Source organism: Ruegeria profundi (assembly GCF_001507545.1).
GTDB classification, from domain to species: domain Bacteria; phylum Pseudomonadota; class Alphaproteobacteria; order Rhodobacterales; family Rhodobacteraceae; genus Ruegeria; species Ruegeria profundi.
Map to the genome: position 1 here is coordinate 177162 of NZ_LQBP01000001.1, position 18063 is coordinate 195224.

Sequence of the window (18063 nt, forward strand, 5' to 3'; positions counted from 1 at the left end):
GGCACAGAAACCAGCGCCACGATAGCAAATCGGCGCCCCATTCCGGACGCCGCGTTGCGCAGAGACCTGCGTTTACATCACGCGGTAGTTCGGGCTTTCACGGGTTATCTGCACATCGTGCACATGGCTTTCCTTCAGGCCCGCACCCGTGATTTTAACGAAGCTGCAGTTTCTGCGCATCTCTTCCACAGTTGCACAGCCAGTATAGCCCATCGCCGCACGCAGGCCGCCGACAAGTTGGTGAACCACTGCGCTGGCCGAGCCTTTATACGGCACTTGTCCTTCGATCCCTTCGGGCACCAGCTTGTCATTTGCTGCGTCCTTCTGGAAATAACGATCCGCCGAACCGCGCGCCATTGCACCAAGGCTGCCCATGCCGCGATATGACTTGAACGAACGGCCTTGGTACAGGATCACTTCGCCCGGGCTTTCGTCCGTACCTGCAATCATCGAACCGACCATGGCGCAGGATGCACCCGCCGCAATCGCCTTGGCAAAATCGCCCGAGAATTTGATACCGCCATCGGCAATCACCGGAACATCCCCAGCGGCGGTCGCGCAGTCCATGATTGCCGTCAGCTGAGGCACGCCGACACCAGCCACCATGCGCGTGGTACAGATAGAACCTGGCCCGATACCGACCTTGATTGCATCCGCCCCGGCGTCGATCAGAGCTTTGGTCGCCTCGCCCGTGGCGACGTTACCGGCGATAATCTGCACCTCGTTCGACAGTGTCTTGGCGCGCTTCACCGCGTCTATAACGCCCTGCGAATGTCCATGTGCCGTATCCACAACAATGATATCGACGCCGGAATCCACCAATTGTTCCGACCGAGCAAATCCTTCATCCCCGACCGAGGTCGCCGCGGCCACTCGCAAACGACCCAAATGGTCTTTGCAGGCGGTCGGGTTCAGAACGGCCTGTTCGGTGTCTTTTAGCGTCAGAAGGCCGGTCAGCTTGCCTTTACCATCTACCACCAACAGCTTTTCGATACGCCGCGCCCGCATCAGACTTTTTGCTTCTTCCAAATCGGCGGGTTCTTGCAGCATCGCCAAATTGTCCGAGGTCATCATTGCCTTGATCGGCGTATCGTCCGACGTCGCGAACCGCATGTCACGGTTGGTCACGATGCCAACCACACGGCCCCCATCGTCAACAACCGGAAAACCGGTAAAGTTGTACCTCTGCACTAACGCCTGAGCGTCTGCCAATGTCTGATCGGCGCGCAGCGTGACGGGGTTGTAGACGATACCTGATTCAAACCGCTTGACCCTGCGTACCTCGCGAGATTGCTCTTCAATTGTCAGGTTCTTGTGAATGACGCCAATGCCGCCGGCCTGCGCCATGGCTATGGCCATGCGCGCCTCGGTCACCGTATCCATCGCCGAGCTGAGCAACGGGATATTCATCTTGATCGCACGGGTCACGTGCGTGGTCGTATCCGCCTTGGCAGGCAGCACCGTGGATGCCCCCGGAACCAAAAGAACGTCGTCAAAGGTGAGTGCCTCACGAATCTGCATCTGCTACCCTCATGCAAAAGCCCGTTTGGCGGTGACCCTATTACATGGATTTACGCCAAGTAAAAGCCCCTGACCCAAACTAGTTTTCTCCTACGGACAGACACCACGCCAAAAAACGACGCTCACAGTTTCAAAGGTGCCGCTGAATGGCCTTTCCCTTTGCGCGCAAACCCATATCTTGCGCGGCATACGCGCGAATACAAAAAAGGCAGGCCAGACATGACCACCGATCCTCTTGTTGTCTTTACCCCCTCGGGCAAACGCGGGCATTTCCCTGTTGGCACCCCGGTTCTGACTGCGGCCCGGCAGTTGGGCGTAGATTTGGACTCGGTCTGCGGCGGGCGCGGAATATGTTCGAAATGTCAGATCACACCCAGCTATGGCGAGTTTCCCAAACACGGTGTGACAGTATCCGATGGCGCGCTGAGCGAATGGAACGCGGTAGAACAACGTTACGATGATAAGCGCGGCCTGAAACCAGGCCGTCGTCTAGGCTGTCAGGCGACCGTTCAGGGCGACGTGGTGATCGACGTGCCGCCGGAAAGTCAGGTACACCGTCAGGTCGTCCGCAAAGCCGCAACGGCGCGCGCCATCACGATGGACCCAGCAACCCGGTTGTATTTCGTTGTCGTGGAAGAGCCCGACATGCACTCACCCACCGGCGATTTGGAGCGTTTGGAGCGCGCCCTGCGCGAGCAATGGCAGATCGACGCCGTAACTGCCGATCTGTCACTGATGTCCAAGCTGCAGCCGGTTCTGCGAAAAGGAAAATGGGAAGTCACGGTCGCCCTCCACAAGGGTCACAAGGACCCGGTCGCGCGCATCGTTGAAATCTGGCCAGGCTTGCATGAAAGCGGTTTGTACGGTCTGGCCATCGACCTTGGTTCAACCACCATCGCTGCACACCTGACCGATCTGGAAACCGGAGAGGTCAAAGCCTCCTCAGGACTGATGAACCCACAGATAAGGTTCGGCGAAGACCTGATGAGCCGAGTGTCCTACTCCATGATGAACCCCGGCGGCGATCAAGAGATGACGAAGGCCGTGCGCGAGGCGATCAATGACCTGACCACCTCGATTGCTGAAGAGGCCGGAATCGACGCCGACCTGATTGTCGAGACGGTCTTTGTCTGCAACCCGGTCATGCACCATTTGCTGCTTGGGTTGGATCCGGTGGAACTTGGCCAGGCACCTTTTGCGCTGGCAACCTCTGAGAGTATGTCTCTGCCCGCCCGTGAGATGGACCTGACCAATATGAATCCGCGCGCGCAGGTTTACATCCTGCCTTGTATCGCGGGTCATGTCGGTGCGGACTGTGCCGCCGTGGCATTGTCAGAAGAACCGGGCAAGTCCGATGACCTTGTGCTGATCGTGGACGTGGGTACGAATGCCGAGCTTCTGCTTGGCAACACCAGCCGCGTTCTGGCCTGTTCCTCGCCGACGGGTCCGGCATTCGAAGGTGCTCAGATCAGTTCCGGCCAACGCGCCGCACCCGGCGCGATCGAGCGTATCGAGATCGACCCTGTCACCAAAGAACCGCGCTTTCGCGTCATCGGATCCGAGAAATGGTCCAACGAAGAAGGCTTTGATCAGGATGTCGCGACGACCGGTATTACTGGCATCTGCGGATCCGGCATCATTGAGGCTGTTGCTGAAATGCGCATTGCTGGCCTAGTGGATGAAAGCGGACTGATCGGGTCGGCAGAACAAACCGGCACCTCTCGTTGCGTTCCCGAAGGTCGCACGCATGCCTATCTGATCCACGATGCCAGCGCCGAGGGCGGCCCGCGCATTACTGTAACCCAGGGCGACATCCGCGCCATCCAACTGGCGAAATCAGCGCTCTACGCAGGTGCCCGCCTGCTGATGGACGAGATGAAGGTCGACAAAGTGGATCGTGTGGTACTGGCCGGGGCATTTGGTGCCCATATCTCAACCAAACACGCCATGGTTCTGGGGATGATCCCGGACGCGCCGCTGGACCATGTGACAAGCGCAGGCAACGCCGCAGGTACCGGCGCGCGGATCGCCCTGTGTAACATCGCAGCCCGGGCCGAGATTGAACGTGTTGTGCGTGAAATCATCAAGGTCGAAACCGCGATTGAGCCTAAATTTCAAGAACATTTCGTCGCCGCCAACGCTATCCCGCACAAAACCGATCCCTTTCCTGAGCTGGCGCAAGTGGTCAGCTTGCCCTCGCCCACGTTTAACGCGGGCGGAGGGGATGAGGAAAAATCTGGCCGCCGTCGCCGTCGCCGGTCATAGTCGCCCCACCGGCAGGAGGTCATCATGCAAGTTGCGAACGAAGAACAGGCTGAATACTGGGGCAGCTCGCCCTCTGGGGCCAAATGGCTGACCTATGAGGAGCAAATGGATGAGTTGCTTGAACCAGTTCTCGATCTGGTCTTCGAGCGCGCAAGTTTGCAGCCCGGCATGCGTGTGCTGGATATCGGCTGCGGCACCGGGGCAAGCTCGGTAAGGGCCGCGCAGATTGTTGGCAGCACCGGGCATGTCCTTGCCGCAGATTTGGCGCAGCCGTTTCTGAACCGTGCTGAACAGCGGGCTTCAGAGCATGGGTTGGACAACATAGATTTTCAATACGCAGACGTTCAAACCTATCCGTTTCCAGAGGCTGATCGCGACGCGATGATCTCGCGGTTCGGGGTCATGTTTTTCGAAGACCCGGTTGCGGCTTTTGCCAACATGAGCCGCGCCTTGAAACCGGGCGGTCTGATGACCTTTGCCGCTTGGGGGCCGCTGAGCGGAAACCCTTGGTTCAAGACGCCGCATATCGCTGCCTGTGCGCGGTTGGGCAACCCGCCGCCCATGGACCGAAACGCCCCGGGCCCTCTGGCCTTTCACGACCAAGATCGGGTGTCGGGTCTCTTGGCGGACGCTGGGCTGACCGAAATCGTTGTGGACCAAGTGCCAACCCATCTGCACATTTGCAGCACGCTGGAAGACTGCGCCAAGCTCTGCACGCGGATCGGGCCTGCTGCCCGGCTGATCACCCTTTTCGAAGGCGATGATCAAGACGTCCTGGCAATTCAACAGGCAGTGGCTGAAGCCTTTCGACCTTTTGCCACCGAAAACACAGTTGAAATTCCGGCGCTGATCAACCTGTTTCAGGCGCGTCGACCCGAGACCGGCTAGACCATCGGCGCTTTATTCGGCAGAAAGAGACTTTTCGCAGCGCCACACTTACTCGGTCCGGGCGCGTAAACTATCAATCAAAGACTGATCAACATTCAGAACCTTGCAAGCCGCGTCCAACGTACGCTTGTCCAAATGCTGAGGGTTCAGATCAATATCCTTAGAAAACGTGTCCACAATGGCCCGCATGGCGGCGACTCTTGCATATTTCTTGTTGTTGGCCGGGATCACATGCCACGGAGCAATATCCGTTGACGTTCGTGCAAACATCTCATCGACCGCAACTTTGGCTTCGGACCACCGCTCGCGGTTTCGAAAATCCTCATAGGTCAGTTTCCAGCGTTTCATCGGGTTACGCAAACGCTCGGTGAACCGCCTCATCTGCTCTTCCTGAGAGATGTGGAAGAATAGCTTCACGATTCTTGCGCCATCATCGATCAACATCCGCTCAAAATCGTTGATCTCGCGATAGGCCGCCCGCCAGCGTTTTTCCGGAGTGAACTTTTCAAGCCGCTCCACCATCACGCGTCCGTACCAACTGCGGTCGAAGGCAGAGATGGCACCTTCCGGAGGCAAACGCTCCCAAAAACGCAACAGATAATGGCGGTTCAGATAGTAGTTTCTGGGGGCTCCAATCGGCCAGACCTTGAAACTGCGCGGGTCCAATGCCTGACTAATCCGTCGAATAGTGCCGCCCTTGCCAGCCGCATCCCAGCCTTCGAAGACAAGCACCCCTTTCACACCGTGAAACAAAAACGCTTGTTGGATCAAGGCCAGGTGTGCCTGCAGATTGACCAGTTCTTGAAAATAAGCCTTTTTGTCCAGACGCTTGCTTAAGTCGGCGTCCGCCAATTTCGGAGGGGTATGTTTTTTCATTTCAAAACCTGATCCTTGCCGCGAGAATCCCAGTATTGTCGCATGCCGCAATTGCTACGTCATTGATCAGGGTCAATAAAAAAGGCCGGGCGCAGTACCCGGCCTGTAAACATCCTGTTGCAGCGATTACGCGCGGCGGCGACGGCCACCGCCACGACGTCCACCAGCAGCACCAGCGGCGCCGGCCTCTTCCGGAGCTTTGTTGAACTTGATCCACTCACCACCATGCGGGTCGTTGTTGGTCAGCAGGTTAGCGGCGCGGATGGCCTCCATCTCTTTGCCAGGGCGCGGCTTTGTTGAGCCCAAGCCGAACATTTGAACGAACGTCTCATCGTCCATACCCTCGGGCAGAATGATGCCTGCAGCGGCGACGGCTTCTTTCTTTTCAGCAATCTTTTTCTGCGTCACCGGCAGAGCCACCGGGTTCATGATCGCCGAAGTCATACCTGCACCCATCGCCATCGGCAGGAATGCGTTGTTGATACCGTGACGGTTCGGCAGACCGAACGAGATATTGGACGCACCGCATGTGGTGTTTACGCCCAGTTCTTCACGCAAACGGCGGACCAGGGCAAACACTTGCTGACCAGCAGTCGCCATCGCGCCAATCGGCATGACCAGCGGGTCAACAACGATGTCATGGGCGGGAATGCCATAGTCGGCAGCACGTTCAACGATCGTTTTCGCAACCGCAAAACGGACATCCGGGTCTTCGGAGATCCCGGTATCATCGTTCGAAATTGCAACAACGGGTACGTTAAACTTTTTGACCAACGGCAGAACCAGCTCGAGACGCTCTTCCTCGCCCGTGACCGAGTTCAGCAGAGGCCGACCTTCTGCTGCTTCAAGACCTGCTTCCAGCGCCCCAGGGACCGACGAGTCGATGCAAAGCGGCACATCAACCAAACCTTGAACCAGCTCAACGATCTTGCGCATTAGCGGCGGTTCGGTCTCGTTCGGGTTGGGGTTCGAGTTGTAGACAACGCCAGCATTGATATCCAGAACGGTCGCACCCGCCATAACCTGCGCCAGCGCGTCTTTTTCGACAGTTGAGAAATCGCCTGCCTCAAGCTCGGCCGCCAGTTTTTTTCGGCCGGTCGGGTTGATCCGCTCACCAATGACACAGAACGGCTCGTCAAAGCCCAGAACCGCGGTTTTTGTTTTTGATTCTACGACTGTACGAGTCATATCCGTTCCTTAAGAGTTAGCTGGCTTTGCCGAAGCGCCGCCATTGTCGATTGCCCAATTGGCGTTGGTCTTGATGCCACCAAGCGGGAAGAAATGCACATTGGTGATGTTAAAGTCCGGGTTGGCCGCCTTGTGCTCTGCCAATTGGGTCAAAACGTCGGTCGGCTCGTAGGGCAGCAGCAGCTTGGATACATCCATCGCACGTTTCTGCAGAACCTTCAGGGACGGGCCTACGCCACACGCAATCGCGAATTTGATCAGCGTTTGCAGCTTTGCCGGTCCAGCGATGCCGATATGGATCGGCAGGTCGATACCTGCCTTTTTCAAGCCGTCTGCCCAGGCGATGATCGGCTTGGCGTCAAATGCGAACTGCGTAGCCAAAGCCATCTCGGCATCCGTGGTTTCGCTGAATTTCTGTTTCCAGCGCAGCGCGTCTTCGACATTTTTAGTCGAACCGTCCGGATCGATATCCTTGTTGCCTTCAGGGTGGCCCGCCACGTGCAGACGCTTGAAGCCCGCCTTGTCGAAAAGCCCACTTTCCAGCAACTGCATCGAACTGTCGAACGCACCATGCGGTTTTTCTACGCCGCCGGCCAGCAAAAGCGCCTGATCAACGCCTGCTTCGCCCTGATACATGGAAATCCAGTTTTCCAGCGTTGCCGCGTCTTTAATGATGCGCGCAGGAAAATGCGGCATGACCGGATAGCCCTCATCCGCGAGCCGTTTGGCCGTTTTGACCATGTCTTCGATCGGCGTGCCCTCGATATGGGCGATGTAGACGCGCGTGCCTTCGGGCAGCAGTGCGCGAAAATCTTCGACCTTCTCGGCGGTGCGTGGCATCACCTCGATCGAATATCCTTTCAGAAAGGCTTCGACGGTCGGGTTTACCGGGGCCTTTTCAGCCGCATCACGTTTCTTGAAGTTCAGCAAAGCCATTGCGGCCTCCCATAAAGATCTGGGGCTCATGCCCAACCGTCATTGGCGATCAGTGCCTTGACACGGTCCTGATCGTATTCTGTTTCCAAACGCAGGGCTTGCACCTCAGCAATCTCGGACGGGTCGCCCTCAACTGCAAAGGGTTCGGCTTTGCGCCACTCGGCCAGATAGGCATCACTGTCCTTGGCGTTCACCTTCATGGCAGCCCGGTCGATGGCTTGTTCGAACCGTTCCTCCAACTGCCGCTTTGCACCGCGACGACCTTTGCCGACGATGACTTGGGCCGGGATATCGCGCCAGTATACGATGGTGACGTCAGGCATTGCCTTTGATTCCTCCTAACCAGATGTGACGGTTCTAAACAGCAATATGGGTCAAGGTCGGTCGGTTTTCGACACACGACGTATTTCAAACGACCTTTTGCCTTGGATGCGTTCTGCGCTTTCTATCGAAAACACAAACAAATGCGCACCTCAAAATACTCATCACCTTAATGAGCGTCTTGCAGGTTGGATTGGGCCGACATATGGTCGGGGTAACTCGTAAATCGGAGGGCGTGGAAGATGGCGCCCAAGCGTCCCAAAGGTGCGGGCGCGTTCCCGAAGGCGGTCGAAAGCCCCGCGCCGGCAAGGCCCGATCCAGACGCGTTGTACGCGGCACTGGACTTGGGAACAAATAGTTGCCGCATGTTAATAGCCCAGCCCAAGGGGAGCGGGTTTCATGTGGTGGATAGCTTTTCCAAGTCCGTGCAGTTGGGCGCGGGTTTGGAACGGACCGGACGGTTGTCTCGGTCCTCGATGGCGCGCACTATTCAGGCGCTCCGCATCTGTCAGCAAAAGCTGAAACGCAACAAGGTCAAACGCATGCGCCTTGTCGCGACCGAGGCGTGTCGCCGTGCAAAAAACTCACGCGATTTCATTCGTCAGGTAAAACGCGAAACCGGTCTGACGCTTGAAATCATCCAGCCCGAGGAAGAGGCGCGCCTGGCAGTCATCTCGTGCGCGCCGCTGGTGTCGACCAAGACCGAGCAGTTACTTGTCGTCGATATCGGTGGTGGCTCGACCGAATTGGTGTGGATCGATATCTCGTCCGTACCACGCCGCGACCGTCCTGCTGCGATCATGCGTTTGCACAATGGGTTTCACACGGTCGAAAGCCCGTTTCCCGCAGCCAAGGTCGTAGATTGGATTAGCGTTCCACTTGGTGTCGCGACGTTGAGAGATCAGTTCAACGATGTCGAAGACGACTCGGCCCGCTTTGCCTTGATGAGCTGGTTTTTCGAAGAAAACCTGGCCGACTTTGCGCCCTACAAGGACGAGCAGGCCCGGGAAAGGTTTCAGATTGTGGGAACCAGTGGGACGGTGACGACCGTGGCTGCCTCTCATCTTGGGTTAAAGCGCTATGACCGGACCAAGGTTGACGGTCTGCGCATGACCAGCGATCAGATTGACAAAGTCATACGGGGATACTTAGAACTCGGTCCACTTGGGCGACGACGCGATCCGCGTATAGGTGATGACCGGCAAGCCCTGATCATGTCCGGCTCGGCCATTTTGCAGGCATTGCTGCGTTGCTGGCCCACCGACCGCCTTTCCGTGGCGGACCGTGGGCTGCGCGAAGGTTTGCTTTATGCACAGATGAGCGCGGACGGCGTATTGGAAGACGGACCGTTTTGATGGCGAAAAAACCAACCGGCAAGAATACCTCGGGCCGCGGACAACGCGACCTCAAGGTCAAGGTAAAGACGGCGCGCGGGCGAAAGCTCAGCTCGACCCGCTGGCTTGAGCGGCAATTGAACGACCCATACGTCAAACGCGCGCAGGCCGAAGGCTATCGCGGGCGCGCGGCTTATAAGATTCTTGAGTTGGACGATAAGTTTCGCTTTCTCGTCCCCGGTGCGCGTGTTGTCGACCTTGGCTGTGCGCCCGGCGGCTGGTGTCAGGTCGCTGTAAAACGTGTGAACGCGCTGGGCGAACGGTCTGGTAAACGCGTCGGCACTGTTTTGGGTGTCGATCTGCAAGAGGTCGAACCCGTGGCTGGCGCGGAAACTCATGTGCTGGACTTTATGGAGGATGACGCCGACCAAAAGGTCAAAGACTGGCTGGGCGGCAAGGCGGATGTTGTCATGTCTGACATGGCGGCAGCCTCATCTGGGCACAAGCAAACCGACCATCTACGGATCATGGCCTTATGTGAAACAGCGGCCTATTTCGCGTTTGATGTGCTAGAGGAAGGCGGAACCTTTGTTGCCAAGGTTCTGGCCGGCGGTGCCGAAGGCGATTTGCAGAAACTGCTCAAGCAGAAGTTCGAAAAGGTTGCGAATGTAAAACCACCCGCGTCCCGATCCAACAGCTCTGAAAAATTTGTGGTCGCGACTGGCTTTCGCGGTTGAACTAGTCGTCAATCCAACGCCGATCACCGGTCAGGAATTGCTCGCGCAGCGAATCCGCCGCAGTACGTTGCAACAGCAGCGCCTCACCGTGGTTTATGTATTTTGGTTTCCTGGCCTGCAAATCTGCGATGCGCTGATTAAGCTTTGATGGGTTCTGCAATTGCGATGTATGGACCGGTTTCTCAGACATACGTCACCTCGGGGCCTGTTGGGGTTACTAACTTGCCCCCTCGTTAACCCAGAAATTTGCCGGGAACGTGGCGCAATCCGGGCCGCGACATGCCGTTTTATGGGGTAAGCTGCGCTTTAAGCTGCAAAAGGTTCGGGTCTTGCGGCAGAATTTCCAAGCCTTCATTCAGCACGTCCCGCGCGGCTCCGGCACCGCGATTGATCTGTGCCAACTGCACCAGCATCGGCCATGCCTCAACGCGTTGCGGATCAAGGGCGACGACTTCGCGGAAAGCGCGTTCAGCAGCCGGGGCGTTGCGGAACGTTAACGCCATTCCGCCCAGAACAAGATGGGTTTCAGGAAAATCCAGACGATTGGCAATTGCGCCCTGCCATTCTGCCATGCCCTGCGCCACACGCATCTGCTGTTCTGGCGCCAGAGCCTGAACCGGAATGTTCAGAAACTCCTTAGCTGCAGAAATTCGAACGTTGAGCGTCGGGTCCGAGAGCAAGGGCTCAAGCCGTTGGACCTGATCCTGCAACATTGCCTGACGTTGTAGCGGCGCGGCGTTGGCGCGAACCAAGGGGTCAGGGTCCAGCAGCAGGGGCGCGGTTTGTGCTGCGACCTCAGCCGATGCAAAGGGCTGCAATAGATAAGCAGCCGTCGCGCGCACAATCCCTGCCGCCTCAGCGTTGGTCGCAATTTTCAGCAACGCATCCGGTCCGTCGGCCTGACCAGTTGAGGCCGCATGAAACGCCGTGCCGAAATGTGGCGTTCTACGCGCCGAGTCAGGGAACCATGCCGCGATCTGTTCCGCGGCCCAAGCCTGATCTTCGCCTTCGTGACAATCGGTGCAGGCGTCCTCACCCAACCCCAGATCAGGGCGCGGGATACGAAAGCTATGATCTCGCCGCCCATCAACGCCCATATAGACGCGCTCGATCATGTGGCAGGTTTTACACTGCGCCCCTTCGCTGTCTTCCGGGTGGTGATGGTGCTGCGGAGTATCATACTCCCTACCCGTCAGGGTCGGAAAATCGGGATTGCCTGCGGGGGAATGGCATTGCGTACAAACACCATTCCCCTCGGCCTTTAGCGTTGCACTGTGCGGATCATGGCAGTTCATACAACCGACACCCTGCGCATACATTTTGGATTGCAGGAACGAGCCGTAAACATAGACCTCATCCAAAATCTGCCCATCGGGATGATAAAGACCGGGGCGCAGCACTGCCAGATTATAGGCGTCGTGGTAGGGTGTACCGGGAAGCGGGTTTCCATCGCCATGCGCCTCGCGCCGGGAATGGCAGCCAGCGCATTGCTGGATTTCGGCCTCGGTCCGGCCCCTGCCCCAGCTCATGGTGAAGCCATACTCGCTTAAATCAGAAGAAATGGTCTGATCCTGTGTCCAATCGATATGAGCAGATCCGGGGCCGTGGCAGGCCTCGCACCCGACCCCAATCTCGGATTGTACCGAGCGATAGCTGCGCGTCTCAACGTCATAGTTTTTTTCGAACCCCGTGGCATGGCATTCTGCACACCGCGCGTTCCAGTTCTTATAGGGACCGGTCCAATGCAGCCCGTCTTCCGGTGGAAGGTCCTGATCGGGATAAAGGTGAAACCAACGTCGGTTCTCGGTATCCCATACGACATCGAAACTCTGCAATCGGCCGGGTTCGGTTTCGAACAGATATTGCTGCAACGGCTCAATACCAACCACCGAGTGCACATCGTAGGGCGTGGTTAAACCGTCCTTTTCGGTCACACGCGCTTGCAGCCCGTCCTCCGCCGCGCTGAAGTCTACCGACATACCGTCGTGCTCAAACACAGTACCGTCAAAGTCAGCAACTACATGGCCATCTTCGACCTGTGTCCAAGCGAGGGCATGATGGGATGTGGCCCATGCCTCCGCCTCGGCCGTATGGCACTCGACACATTGCTCCGATCCGACATAGTCTAGCGTTTGAGCGACGGTCAGAACCGGAGCCAGTGACGCAAGGACAACCGCAACCGCCCTCACGCGGTGTGCCCCTCTGGATCATTCTGTATATCCATCAAAGCGCCGTTATACTCAGCCCCCAAGATCAGGATCGCGGCGCAAAGATACAAGAAAATCAGCGCCGCCATCGCCCCGGCCAAGCCTGCGTAGGTTGCGCTGTATGATGCAAACTGCGCGATATAGACGGAAAACCCCCATCCACCTGCAGCCCACAGCGCCAGCGTCAATACAACTCCCGGCAGGATTTGACGCAGTTTGTGACGACCAGTCGGCAGGATCAAATGCGCAACAAGCACCACACCTATTGGTACACCCACGGTGAAGGTCCAGCGCAGACGATCCACGGACAGCCATTCAGATACATTGACATCCGTCTTCTCTGACACAAGCTGAGTATAGACGGGCACGACAACCTCAACTGCTGCAACCATCATGATGGTGATGCCGCCAGCAACCACCAGGCCCAGACAGAGCAAACGCGTTTTCCAAAAGGGCCAACTGTCTTTGTCGTGATAGGCTTGGTTCATCGCCATCCGGACAGCAACCACACCGTTCGAGGCGAAGAATACCGCCAGCAAACCACCCAACGTGATCACGCCAGAGCCGGATTCCTCCAGAACCGCGCGCAGTTCGGCCACGATTGGCTCGGCCACATCACTGGGCCACGCACCAAAAATCAGCTCGATCAGGTCGTTCGTGATATAGTCTTGCGACAAAGACCCGGCCAACGCCACGGTAAACAAAGCAAAGGGAAACAGCGCCAACATCATCGACATGGCGACGTGGCTGCTCATGACAAAACCGCTTTTGGCATCGAAACGGGCAAAGGCCAACCAAAGCGCCTGAACAGGGCGACTTACGTAGGGAATCACACGCGCGCTCATATTCAAAGCCTAGCGTGTCAGCCGCACTCAAAGAACCGGCAATCCCATATGTTACATAATTATTCGAATACAAATCTTTAGTCGCATTGCCTAATCTGTCGTTGCCGTGCAGGATCACCCTTTCATATGCGCGTTTTTCCTAAATCGGGCCAAGCTATGACACCGGACGAAGACAGCACCTCAGCGCCGACCACGCTCAAACTCTCAGTCGTGCGGGACGTGACGATTGTGGCGACGCTCGTCGTGCTGGGGTTATACGCTGGCGCCGCGTTTTTGATCCCGTTAACCATGGCGCTGCTAGTGAATGTTCTGATCATTGCGCTCAGCGACCGGATCAATGCATTGACTCCGATGCCGGTCTGGCTGGCCAATGTCGCGGGCGTCACAGTTGTTTTGGCCGGGCTGTTCGTTATCATGTATATTCTGGGCAGCCAGGCGACACAGTTCGCCCGGACCATCAGCACCTACGAAAGCCAGTTCGACGAGACCGTCAGCCGCGTGACCGGCTTTGTCGGCAATGACGTGACTGCATTCATCCGCGACAACCTTGTGAATATCGATATGTCCTACATCGCGCGCATCTTGATAGGCAGTGCGACGTCACTGTTGAATCAGTTCTTCCTAATCAGCCTTTATGTCGCCTTCCTAATGGCCGAGCGACTGGCCTTTCGTAAAAAACTACGGCTGGCCGCGGGCGACCCGAAGACCGGAGCCGATTTTGCCGCTATTCTGGATGCAATCACGCTCAGCCTGCAACGATATGTCGGGGTAAAAACTCTGATCAGCCTGATCACGGCTGGCATCAGCTATTCGGTCTTCCGGCTGCTGGGCCTCGAGTTTGCCGAAACCTGGGCGGTTCTGACGTTTGCGTTGAACTTCATTCCTTCCATTGGCTCAATCATCGCGGTGGTTTTTCCGTCTCTGATCGCGCTGGTTCAGTTCGAAAGTATCGTGCCGTTTCTGGTGATCGTGCTGGGCTGTGGCACCATTCAATTTGTGATTGGGAATTTTCTGGACCCTGCCCTGTTGGGTCGTTCGCTGAACATGTCGACCTTCCTGGTCATCCTGGCGCTTGTGTTCTGGACCACGATCTGGGGGCTGATCGGAGCATTCCTGAGCGTGCCGCTGACCGTTTGTATCCTGATCGTGTTCAGCCACATTCCAGCGCTCCGCCCGCTTGCAATCATGATGTCTCTCGATGGAAGGCTGGGCGATGAAACCCGCCCCGAATCTGCTGGCTAGATAATGCGCGCGCCCCTGTTCATCGGATCAGAGATTTACCGCAAGTCGACCTATGGATCGAAACACCCTTTGGCGATCCCACGCGTGTCGACCGTTATTGACCTTTGCAGGGCTCAGGGATGGTTAACGCCTTTGAACTATCGTGTCAGTCCTTGCGCAAAGCCCTCTGCGCTCATGGCATTTCATACGCCAGACTATATCGCCGCATTGCAACAGGCCGAGAGAGATCAGGCAGTGTCGGACGAAACGCGGCAGAAATATGCGCTGGGCACCCTGTCGAATCCTGTTTTTCCCGAAATGTACCGGCGCCCCGCGACCGCTGCAGGCGGATCGATGCTGGGTGCGGAACTGATCCGCGACAAAGGCATCGTGTACAACCCCGCAGGCGGTACACATCATGGCCTTGCAAACCGGGCAAATGGGTTTTGCTATCTGAATGACCCGGTGCTGGCAATCCTGACCCTGCTGAATGCCGGGCTCGACCGCATTGTCTACATCGATATCGACGCCCATCATTGTGACGGGGTCGAGGCCGCCTTTCACGGGTCGACAAAGGTTCGGATGATTTCAGTTCATGAGGCGTATCGTTGGCCGTTTAGCGGAACCCTGGACAATGATGCAGGCGGGGCTGCCTTCAATCTGCCTGTCGCACGCAATCTGAATGACGATGAGTTCTATGCGATACTCGATCAGTTGATCCTGCCGGCCACGACATCGTTCGCCCCTCAGGCCATCGTTCTGCAATGCGGTGCCGATGCCGTGGCAGAAGACCCGCTGTCGCGCCTGACCTTGTCAAACAACGCCCATTGGTATGCTGTCACCCAAATACGTGATGTGGCACCCCGTCTGCTTGTCTTGGGCGGCGGCGGGTATAACCCTTGGTCGGTCGCGCGGCTATGGACGGGCGTGTGGGCGACACTGAACAAGATCGATATTCCAGACGTCCTAAACCCCAGTGCTCAGGATGTGCTGCGCGGACTGACATGGAACCGCGTGGCTGGCAAACAACCACCGCGGCACTGGTTCGAAACCTTGCGCGATGCGCCCAACCACGGGGACATACGCTCTGAACTACGGAACGATCTAAAAATTCTTGCCGATCGGATTTGATGGTGGGGTGGCACCAGCCGCAAGCGTGTCCAACACTGCACCTCTGCAGATCAGGTCTGGCAATTGGCGATCAGCGCTTGCTTGTCTTTCAGACGCACCCGACCATAGCCAAGTTCGATCAGACCCAAATCCGCAAGGCGGTGCAAACTGCGATGCAAAGTGGGTTGTGACACGGCAATCATTCCGGCCAGCTCTTCCTGGCTCACCACAATCCAATCGCCTTGCTTGCTGCTTCCTTCATCAAGATGAAGCAGCCGCAACACAAGCCTTTTTTCACTGCCGGTGACGGCCAGATTTGCCATTATTCGCAGCGCTGTCTGCATGTTTTCCTGAGTAAGCGCATAGAATTCGCGGACATAGTGCGGATTGGCTTTGACAATTTTTGCCACCCGCGAGTTGGGAAAAAACAGGGTGTCTGTTTCCTGTGTTGTTACGATACTAACAAGGCGTGGGGCATCGGCGAACAAGGCCAGGTCACCGATCCAGAACCCCGCCCCTTCGCGGTGCAACACAAACTCCTGCCCGTCATCAGCCGGGGCGGTGATCTGAACGCCGCCGTTGAGAACAGCGAATATACCGTTTGCAGGATCACCGTAATGGTAAAGCGTTTCCCAAGCGTCGAAGGTCTTTGGGATCCCGCATTCCAGCAAGTCCCGCTGAAAACGTTCTGAGCGTCGGCTGAACCAGCGACCCTCTTGAAAAAGCTTTTGATTATACCCTTTGTCTAACATTAGTATACTTCAATATCATCATATGATTGGTTTTCAATCCTGCTGTTATCCTAAGCTATCGGTGTTCGATTCCCGGCAAGCTGAAACATCGCCGTGCAGATTTCGATTTTTAAGAAGCTTTTGGGCTGATTTGGCCAGCCATCAAACAAATCAATGTTCCGGGCTCATCAAGCCCATTCCAGAACGGGAGCACATCATGTCACCACCACGTCCGTTTGCAGACCGTTGGCGCACGAACCTGCGTCGTTTTGCTGTGGCTACAATCGCCGTTACTTTGGCAATCCCCGCTTGGGCGCAAGATCAAAAGCCCAACATTCTAGTTATCTGGGGTGACGATATCGGTCAGTCCAATATCTCAGCCTACACCTTTGGCATGATGGGCTACCGCACGCCCAACATCGACCGGATCGCCGCCGAGGGCATGATGTTTACCGACTATTACGGTGAGCAATCCTGCACCGCGGGGCGGTCGTCCTTCATCATGGGTCAGTCGGTGTTCCGCACGGGTCTTTCCAAGGTAGGCCTGCCAGGTGCGGAAGAAGGCATGCGGGTCGAGGATCCGACCATCGCAGGCCTTCTCAAGGCCGAAGGTTATGCAACGGGACAGTTCGGCAAAAACCACCTTGGCGACCGGGACGAGCATTTGCCCACGAACCACGGCTTTGATGAGTTCTTTGGCAACCTCTATCACCTCAACGCCGAGGAAGAGCCCGAGAACGAGGACTATCCTCGTGATCTGGTGCTGCCGGACGGCACAACCTTTCTTGAGCGCTTCGGGCCGCGTGGCGTGATCCGGTCCTCGGCCAGCTACTCCGAAACGGAAATCACACAGAACATCGAAGACACCGGCCCGCTCGACATAGAACGGCAGAAGATTGTCGATGATGAAACCTCCGAGGCGGCCATTGCCTTCATCCGCGAACAAACTGCGGCCGGTACACCTTGGTTCGTTTGGTGGTCGGGCACACGGATGCACTTCCGTACCCACGTCAAAGACGAGATGCGGGAAGTGGCCAACGGCCTTTACAATGGGGAAAACGCCGATGAATACACCGCCGGCATGATCGAGCATGACATGCACATCGGCGACTTCCTCAACGTGCTGGACGAACTTGGTATCGCCGACAACACCATTGTCTTCTACTCGACCGATAACGGGCCGCACATGAACACGTGGCCGGATGCGGCGATGACGCCGTTCTGGGGCGAGAAAAACACCCAGTGGGAAGGCGGATGGCGTGTTCCGGCCTTTGTCCGGTGGCCCGGCCGGATCGCAGAGGGTGCCGTTTCCAATGAAATCGTCCACCACATGGATTGGTTGCCGACCTTCCTCGCTGCCGCCGGTAACGAGACGATCAAGGAAGATCTGCTGGAGGGCGTCACGGTTAATGAGATGGCGGGCCGCGAATACCGCGTGCATCTCGACGGCTACAACATCCTGCCGATGCTGACCGGTGAGACCGACGAAAGCGGGCGCGACGAGATCTTCTACTTTACCGATGACGGGGACCTCGCGGCGCTGCGGTATCGCAACTGGAAAATCACCTTCCTTGAGCAGAAAGAATGGGCCACGTTGCGCGCCTGGATGGAACCGTTGACACCGCTGCGCGTGCCACTGATCACGCATCTGCGGCGTGATCCTTATGAACGGGGATACCGCACGTCGAACACTTATTACGACTGGATGATCGACCGTGCCTTCATGCTGGTGCCCGCACAACAGTACGTCGCACAATTCCTTGCCACTTTTGCGGAGTATCCGCCGCGGCAGGAAGCGGCGAGCTTCAGCCTCGACAAGGTGATGGAAAAACTGACCTCACCAACCAGCAACTAACAACTTTTGAGAACAAAGGGCCGCCCGT

The 18063-nt window shown here is 56.9% G+C and carries 16 protein-coding genes; 7 read left to right on the forward strand and 9 right to left on the reverse strand.

What is annotated here, in order from left to right:
- Positions 1-72: 72 nt before the first annotated feature.
- Positions 73-1521 (reverse strand): IMP dehydrogenase, encoded by a 1449-nt coding sequence (gene guaB / locus AVO44_RS00890; protein WP_068331337.1) that lies wholly within the window; start codon positions 1519-1521, stop codon positions 73-75.
- Positions 1522-1740: 219 nt separating this feature from the next.
- Here guaB and AVO44_RS00895 point away from each other — a divergent pair, with 219 nt between their 5' ends.
- Both AVO44_RS00895 and AVO44_RS00900 read left to right on the forward strand, forming a co-directional pair.
- Positions 1741-3786, forward strand: coding sequence for an ASKHA domain-containing protein (locus AVO44_RS00895; protein ID WP_068332568.1), 2046 nt, complete (start codon positions 1741-1743; stop codon positions 3784-3786).
- Positions 3787-3810: 24 nt separating this feature from the next.
- Positions 3811-4674, forward strand: coding sequence for a class I SAM-dependent methyltransferase (locus AVO44_RS00900; protein ID WP_068331339.1), 864 nt, complete (start codon positions 3811-3813; stop codon positions 4672-4674).
- Positions 4675-4722: 48 nt separating this feature from the next.
- Here AVO44_RS00900 and AVO44_RS00905 read toward each other — a convergent pair whose 3' ends face one another.
- The 4 genes from AVO44_RS00905 to AVO44_RS00920 form a co-directional block, all read right to left on the reverse strand.
- Complete coding sequence (locus tag AVO44_RS00905; protein WP_068331340.1) at positions 4723-5550, reverse strand: polyphosphate kinase 2 family protein; 828 nt, start codon at positions 5548-5550, stop codon at positions 4723-4725.
- Between the two features lie 126 nt (positions 5551-5676).
- The gene (locus tag AVO44_RS00910; protein ID WP_068331342.1) at positions 5677-6738 is read right to left on the reverse strand and encodes a methyltetrahydrofolate cobalamin methyltransferase; all 1062 of its coding nucleotides are present in this window, start codon (positions 6736-6738) and stop codon (positions 5677-5679) included.
- 9 nt (positions 6739-6747) lie between these two features.
- Positions 6748-7674: a methylenetetrahydrofolate reductase gene (locus AVO44_RS00915; RefSeq protein ID WP_068331344.1), complete on the reverse strand. Its 927-nt coding sequence runs from the start codon at positions 7672-7674 to the stop codon at positions 6748-6750.
- 26 nt (positions 7675-7700) lie between these two features.
- Positions 7701-7997: a virulence factor gene (locus AVO44_RS00920; protein WP_068331345.1), complete on the reverse strand. Its 297-nt coding sequence runs from the start codon at positions 7995-7997 to the stop codon at positions 7701-7703.
- A gap of 240 nt (positions 7998-8237) precedes the next feature.
- On the opposite strand from AVO44_RS00920, the gene AVO44_RS00925 reads away from it, so the two are divergent.
- The gene (locus AVO44_RS00925) at positions 8238-9350 is read left to right on the forward strand and encodes a Ppx/GppA phosphatase family protein (RefSeq protein ID WP_068331347.1); all 1113 of its coding nucleotides are present in this window, start codon (positions 8238-8240) and stop codon (positions 9348-9350) included.
- Positions 9350-10066, forward strand: a complete 717-nt coding sequence (locus AVO44_RS00930) for an RlmE family RNA methyltransferase (protein ID WP_068331350.1) — start codon at positions 9350-9352, stop codon at positions 10064-10066. Before AVO44_RS00925 ends, AVO44_RS00930 begins: the two co-directional genes overlap by 1 nt.
- 1 nt (position 10067) lies before the next feature.
- Here AVO44_RS00930 and AVO44_RS00935 read toward each other — a convergent pair whose 3' ends face one another.
- The 3 genes from AVO44_RS00935 to AVO44_RS00945 form a co-directional block, all read right to left on the reverse strand.
- The gene (locus AVO44_RS00935) at positions 10068-10256 is read right to left on the reverse strand and encodes a hypothetical protein (RefSeq protein ID WP_068331352.1); all 189 of its coding nucleotides are present in this window, start codon (positions 10254-10256) and stop codon (positions 10068-10070) included.
- 97 nt (positions 10257-10353) lie between these two features.
- Positions 10354-12255, reverse strand: coding sequence for a multiheme c-type cytochrome (locus AVO44_RS00940; protein ID WP_068331354.1), 1902 nt, complete (start codon positions 12253-12255; stop codon positions 10354-10356).
- Positions 12252-13118 carry a YihY/virulence factor BrkB family protein gene (locus AVO44_RS00945; RefSeq protein WP_068331356.1) on the reverse strand — a complete coding sequence of 289 codons (867 nt, stop codon included), beginning with the start codon at positions 13116-13118 and terminating at the stop codon, positions 12252-12254. Before AVO44_RS00945 ends, AVO44_RS00940 begins: the two co-directional genes overlap by 4 nt.
- 156 nt (positions 13119-13274) lie before the next feature.
- Here AVO44_RS00945 and AVO44_RS00950 point away from each other — a divergent pair, with 156 nt between their 5' ends.
- The gene (locus AVO44_RS00950; RefSeq protein WP_068332570.1) at positions 13275-14360 is read left to right on the forward strand and encodes an AI-2E family transporter; all 1086 of its coding nucleotides are present in this window, start codon (positions 13275-13277) and stop codon (positions 14358-14360) included.
- 3 nt (positions 14361-14363) lie between these two features.
- Positions 14364-15470 carry an acetoin utilization protein AcuC gene (locus AVO44_RS00955; RefSeq protein WP_068331358.1) on the forward strand — a complete coding sequence of 369 codons (1107 nt, stop codon included), beginning with the start codon at positions 14364-14366 and terminating at the stop codon, positions 15468-15470.
- Positions 15471-15520: 50 nt separating this feature from the next.
- Here the strand turns inward: AVO44_RS00955 and AVO44_RS00960 are convergent, their stop codons facing one another.
- On the reverse strand, positions 15521-16201 hold the full coding sequence (locus tag AVO44_RS00960) for a Crp/Fnr family transcriptional regulator (protein WP_068331360.1): 681 nt from the start codon (positions 16199-16201) through the stop codon (positions 15521-15523).
- A 196-nt stretch (positions 16202-16397) separates the two neighbouring features.
- Between AVO44_RS00960 and AVO44_RS00965 the strand changes: the two genes are divergently transcribed.
- Positions 16398-18035 (forward strand): arylsulfatase, encoded by a 1638-nt coding sequence (locus tag AVO44_RS00965; RefSeq protein ID WP_068331362.1) that lies wholly within the window; start codon positions 16398-16400, stop codon positions 18033-18035.
- Positions 18036-18063: the final 28 nt, after the last annotated feature.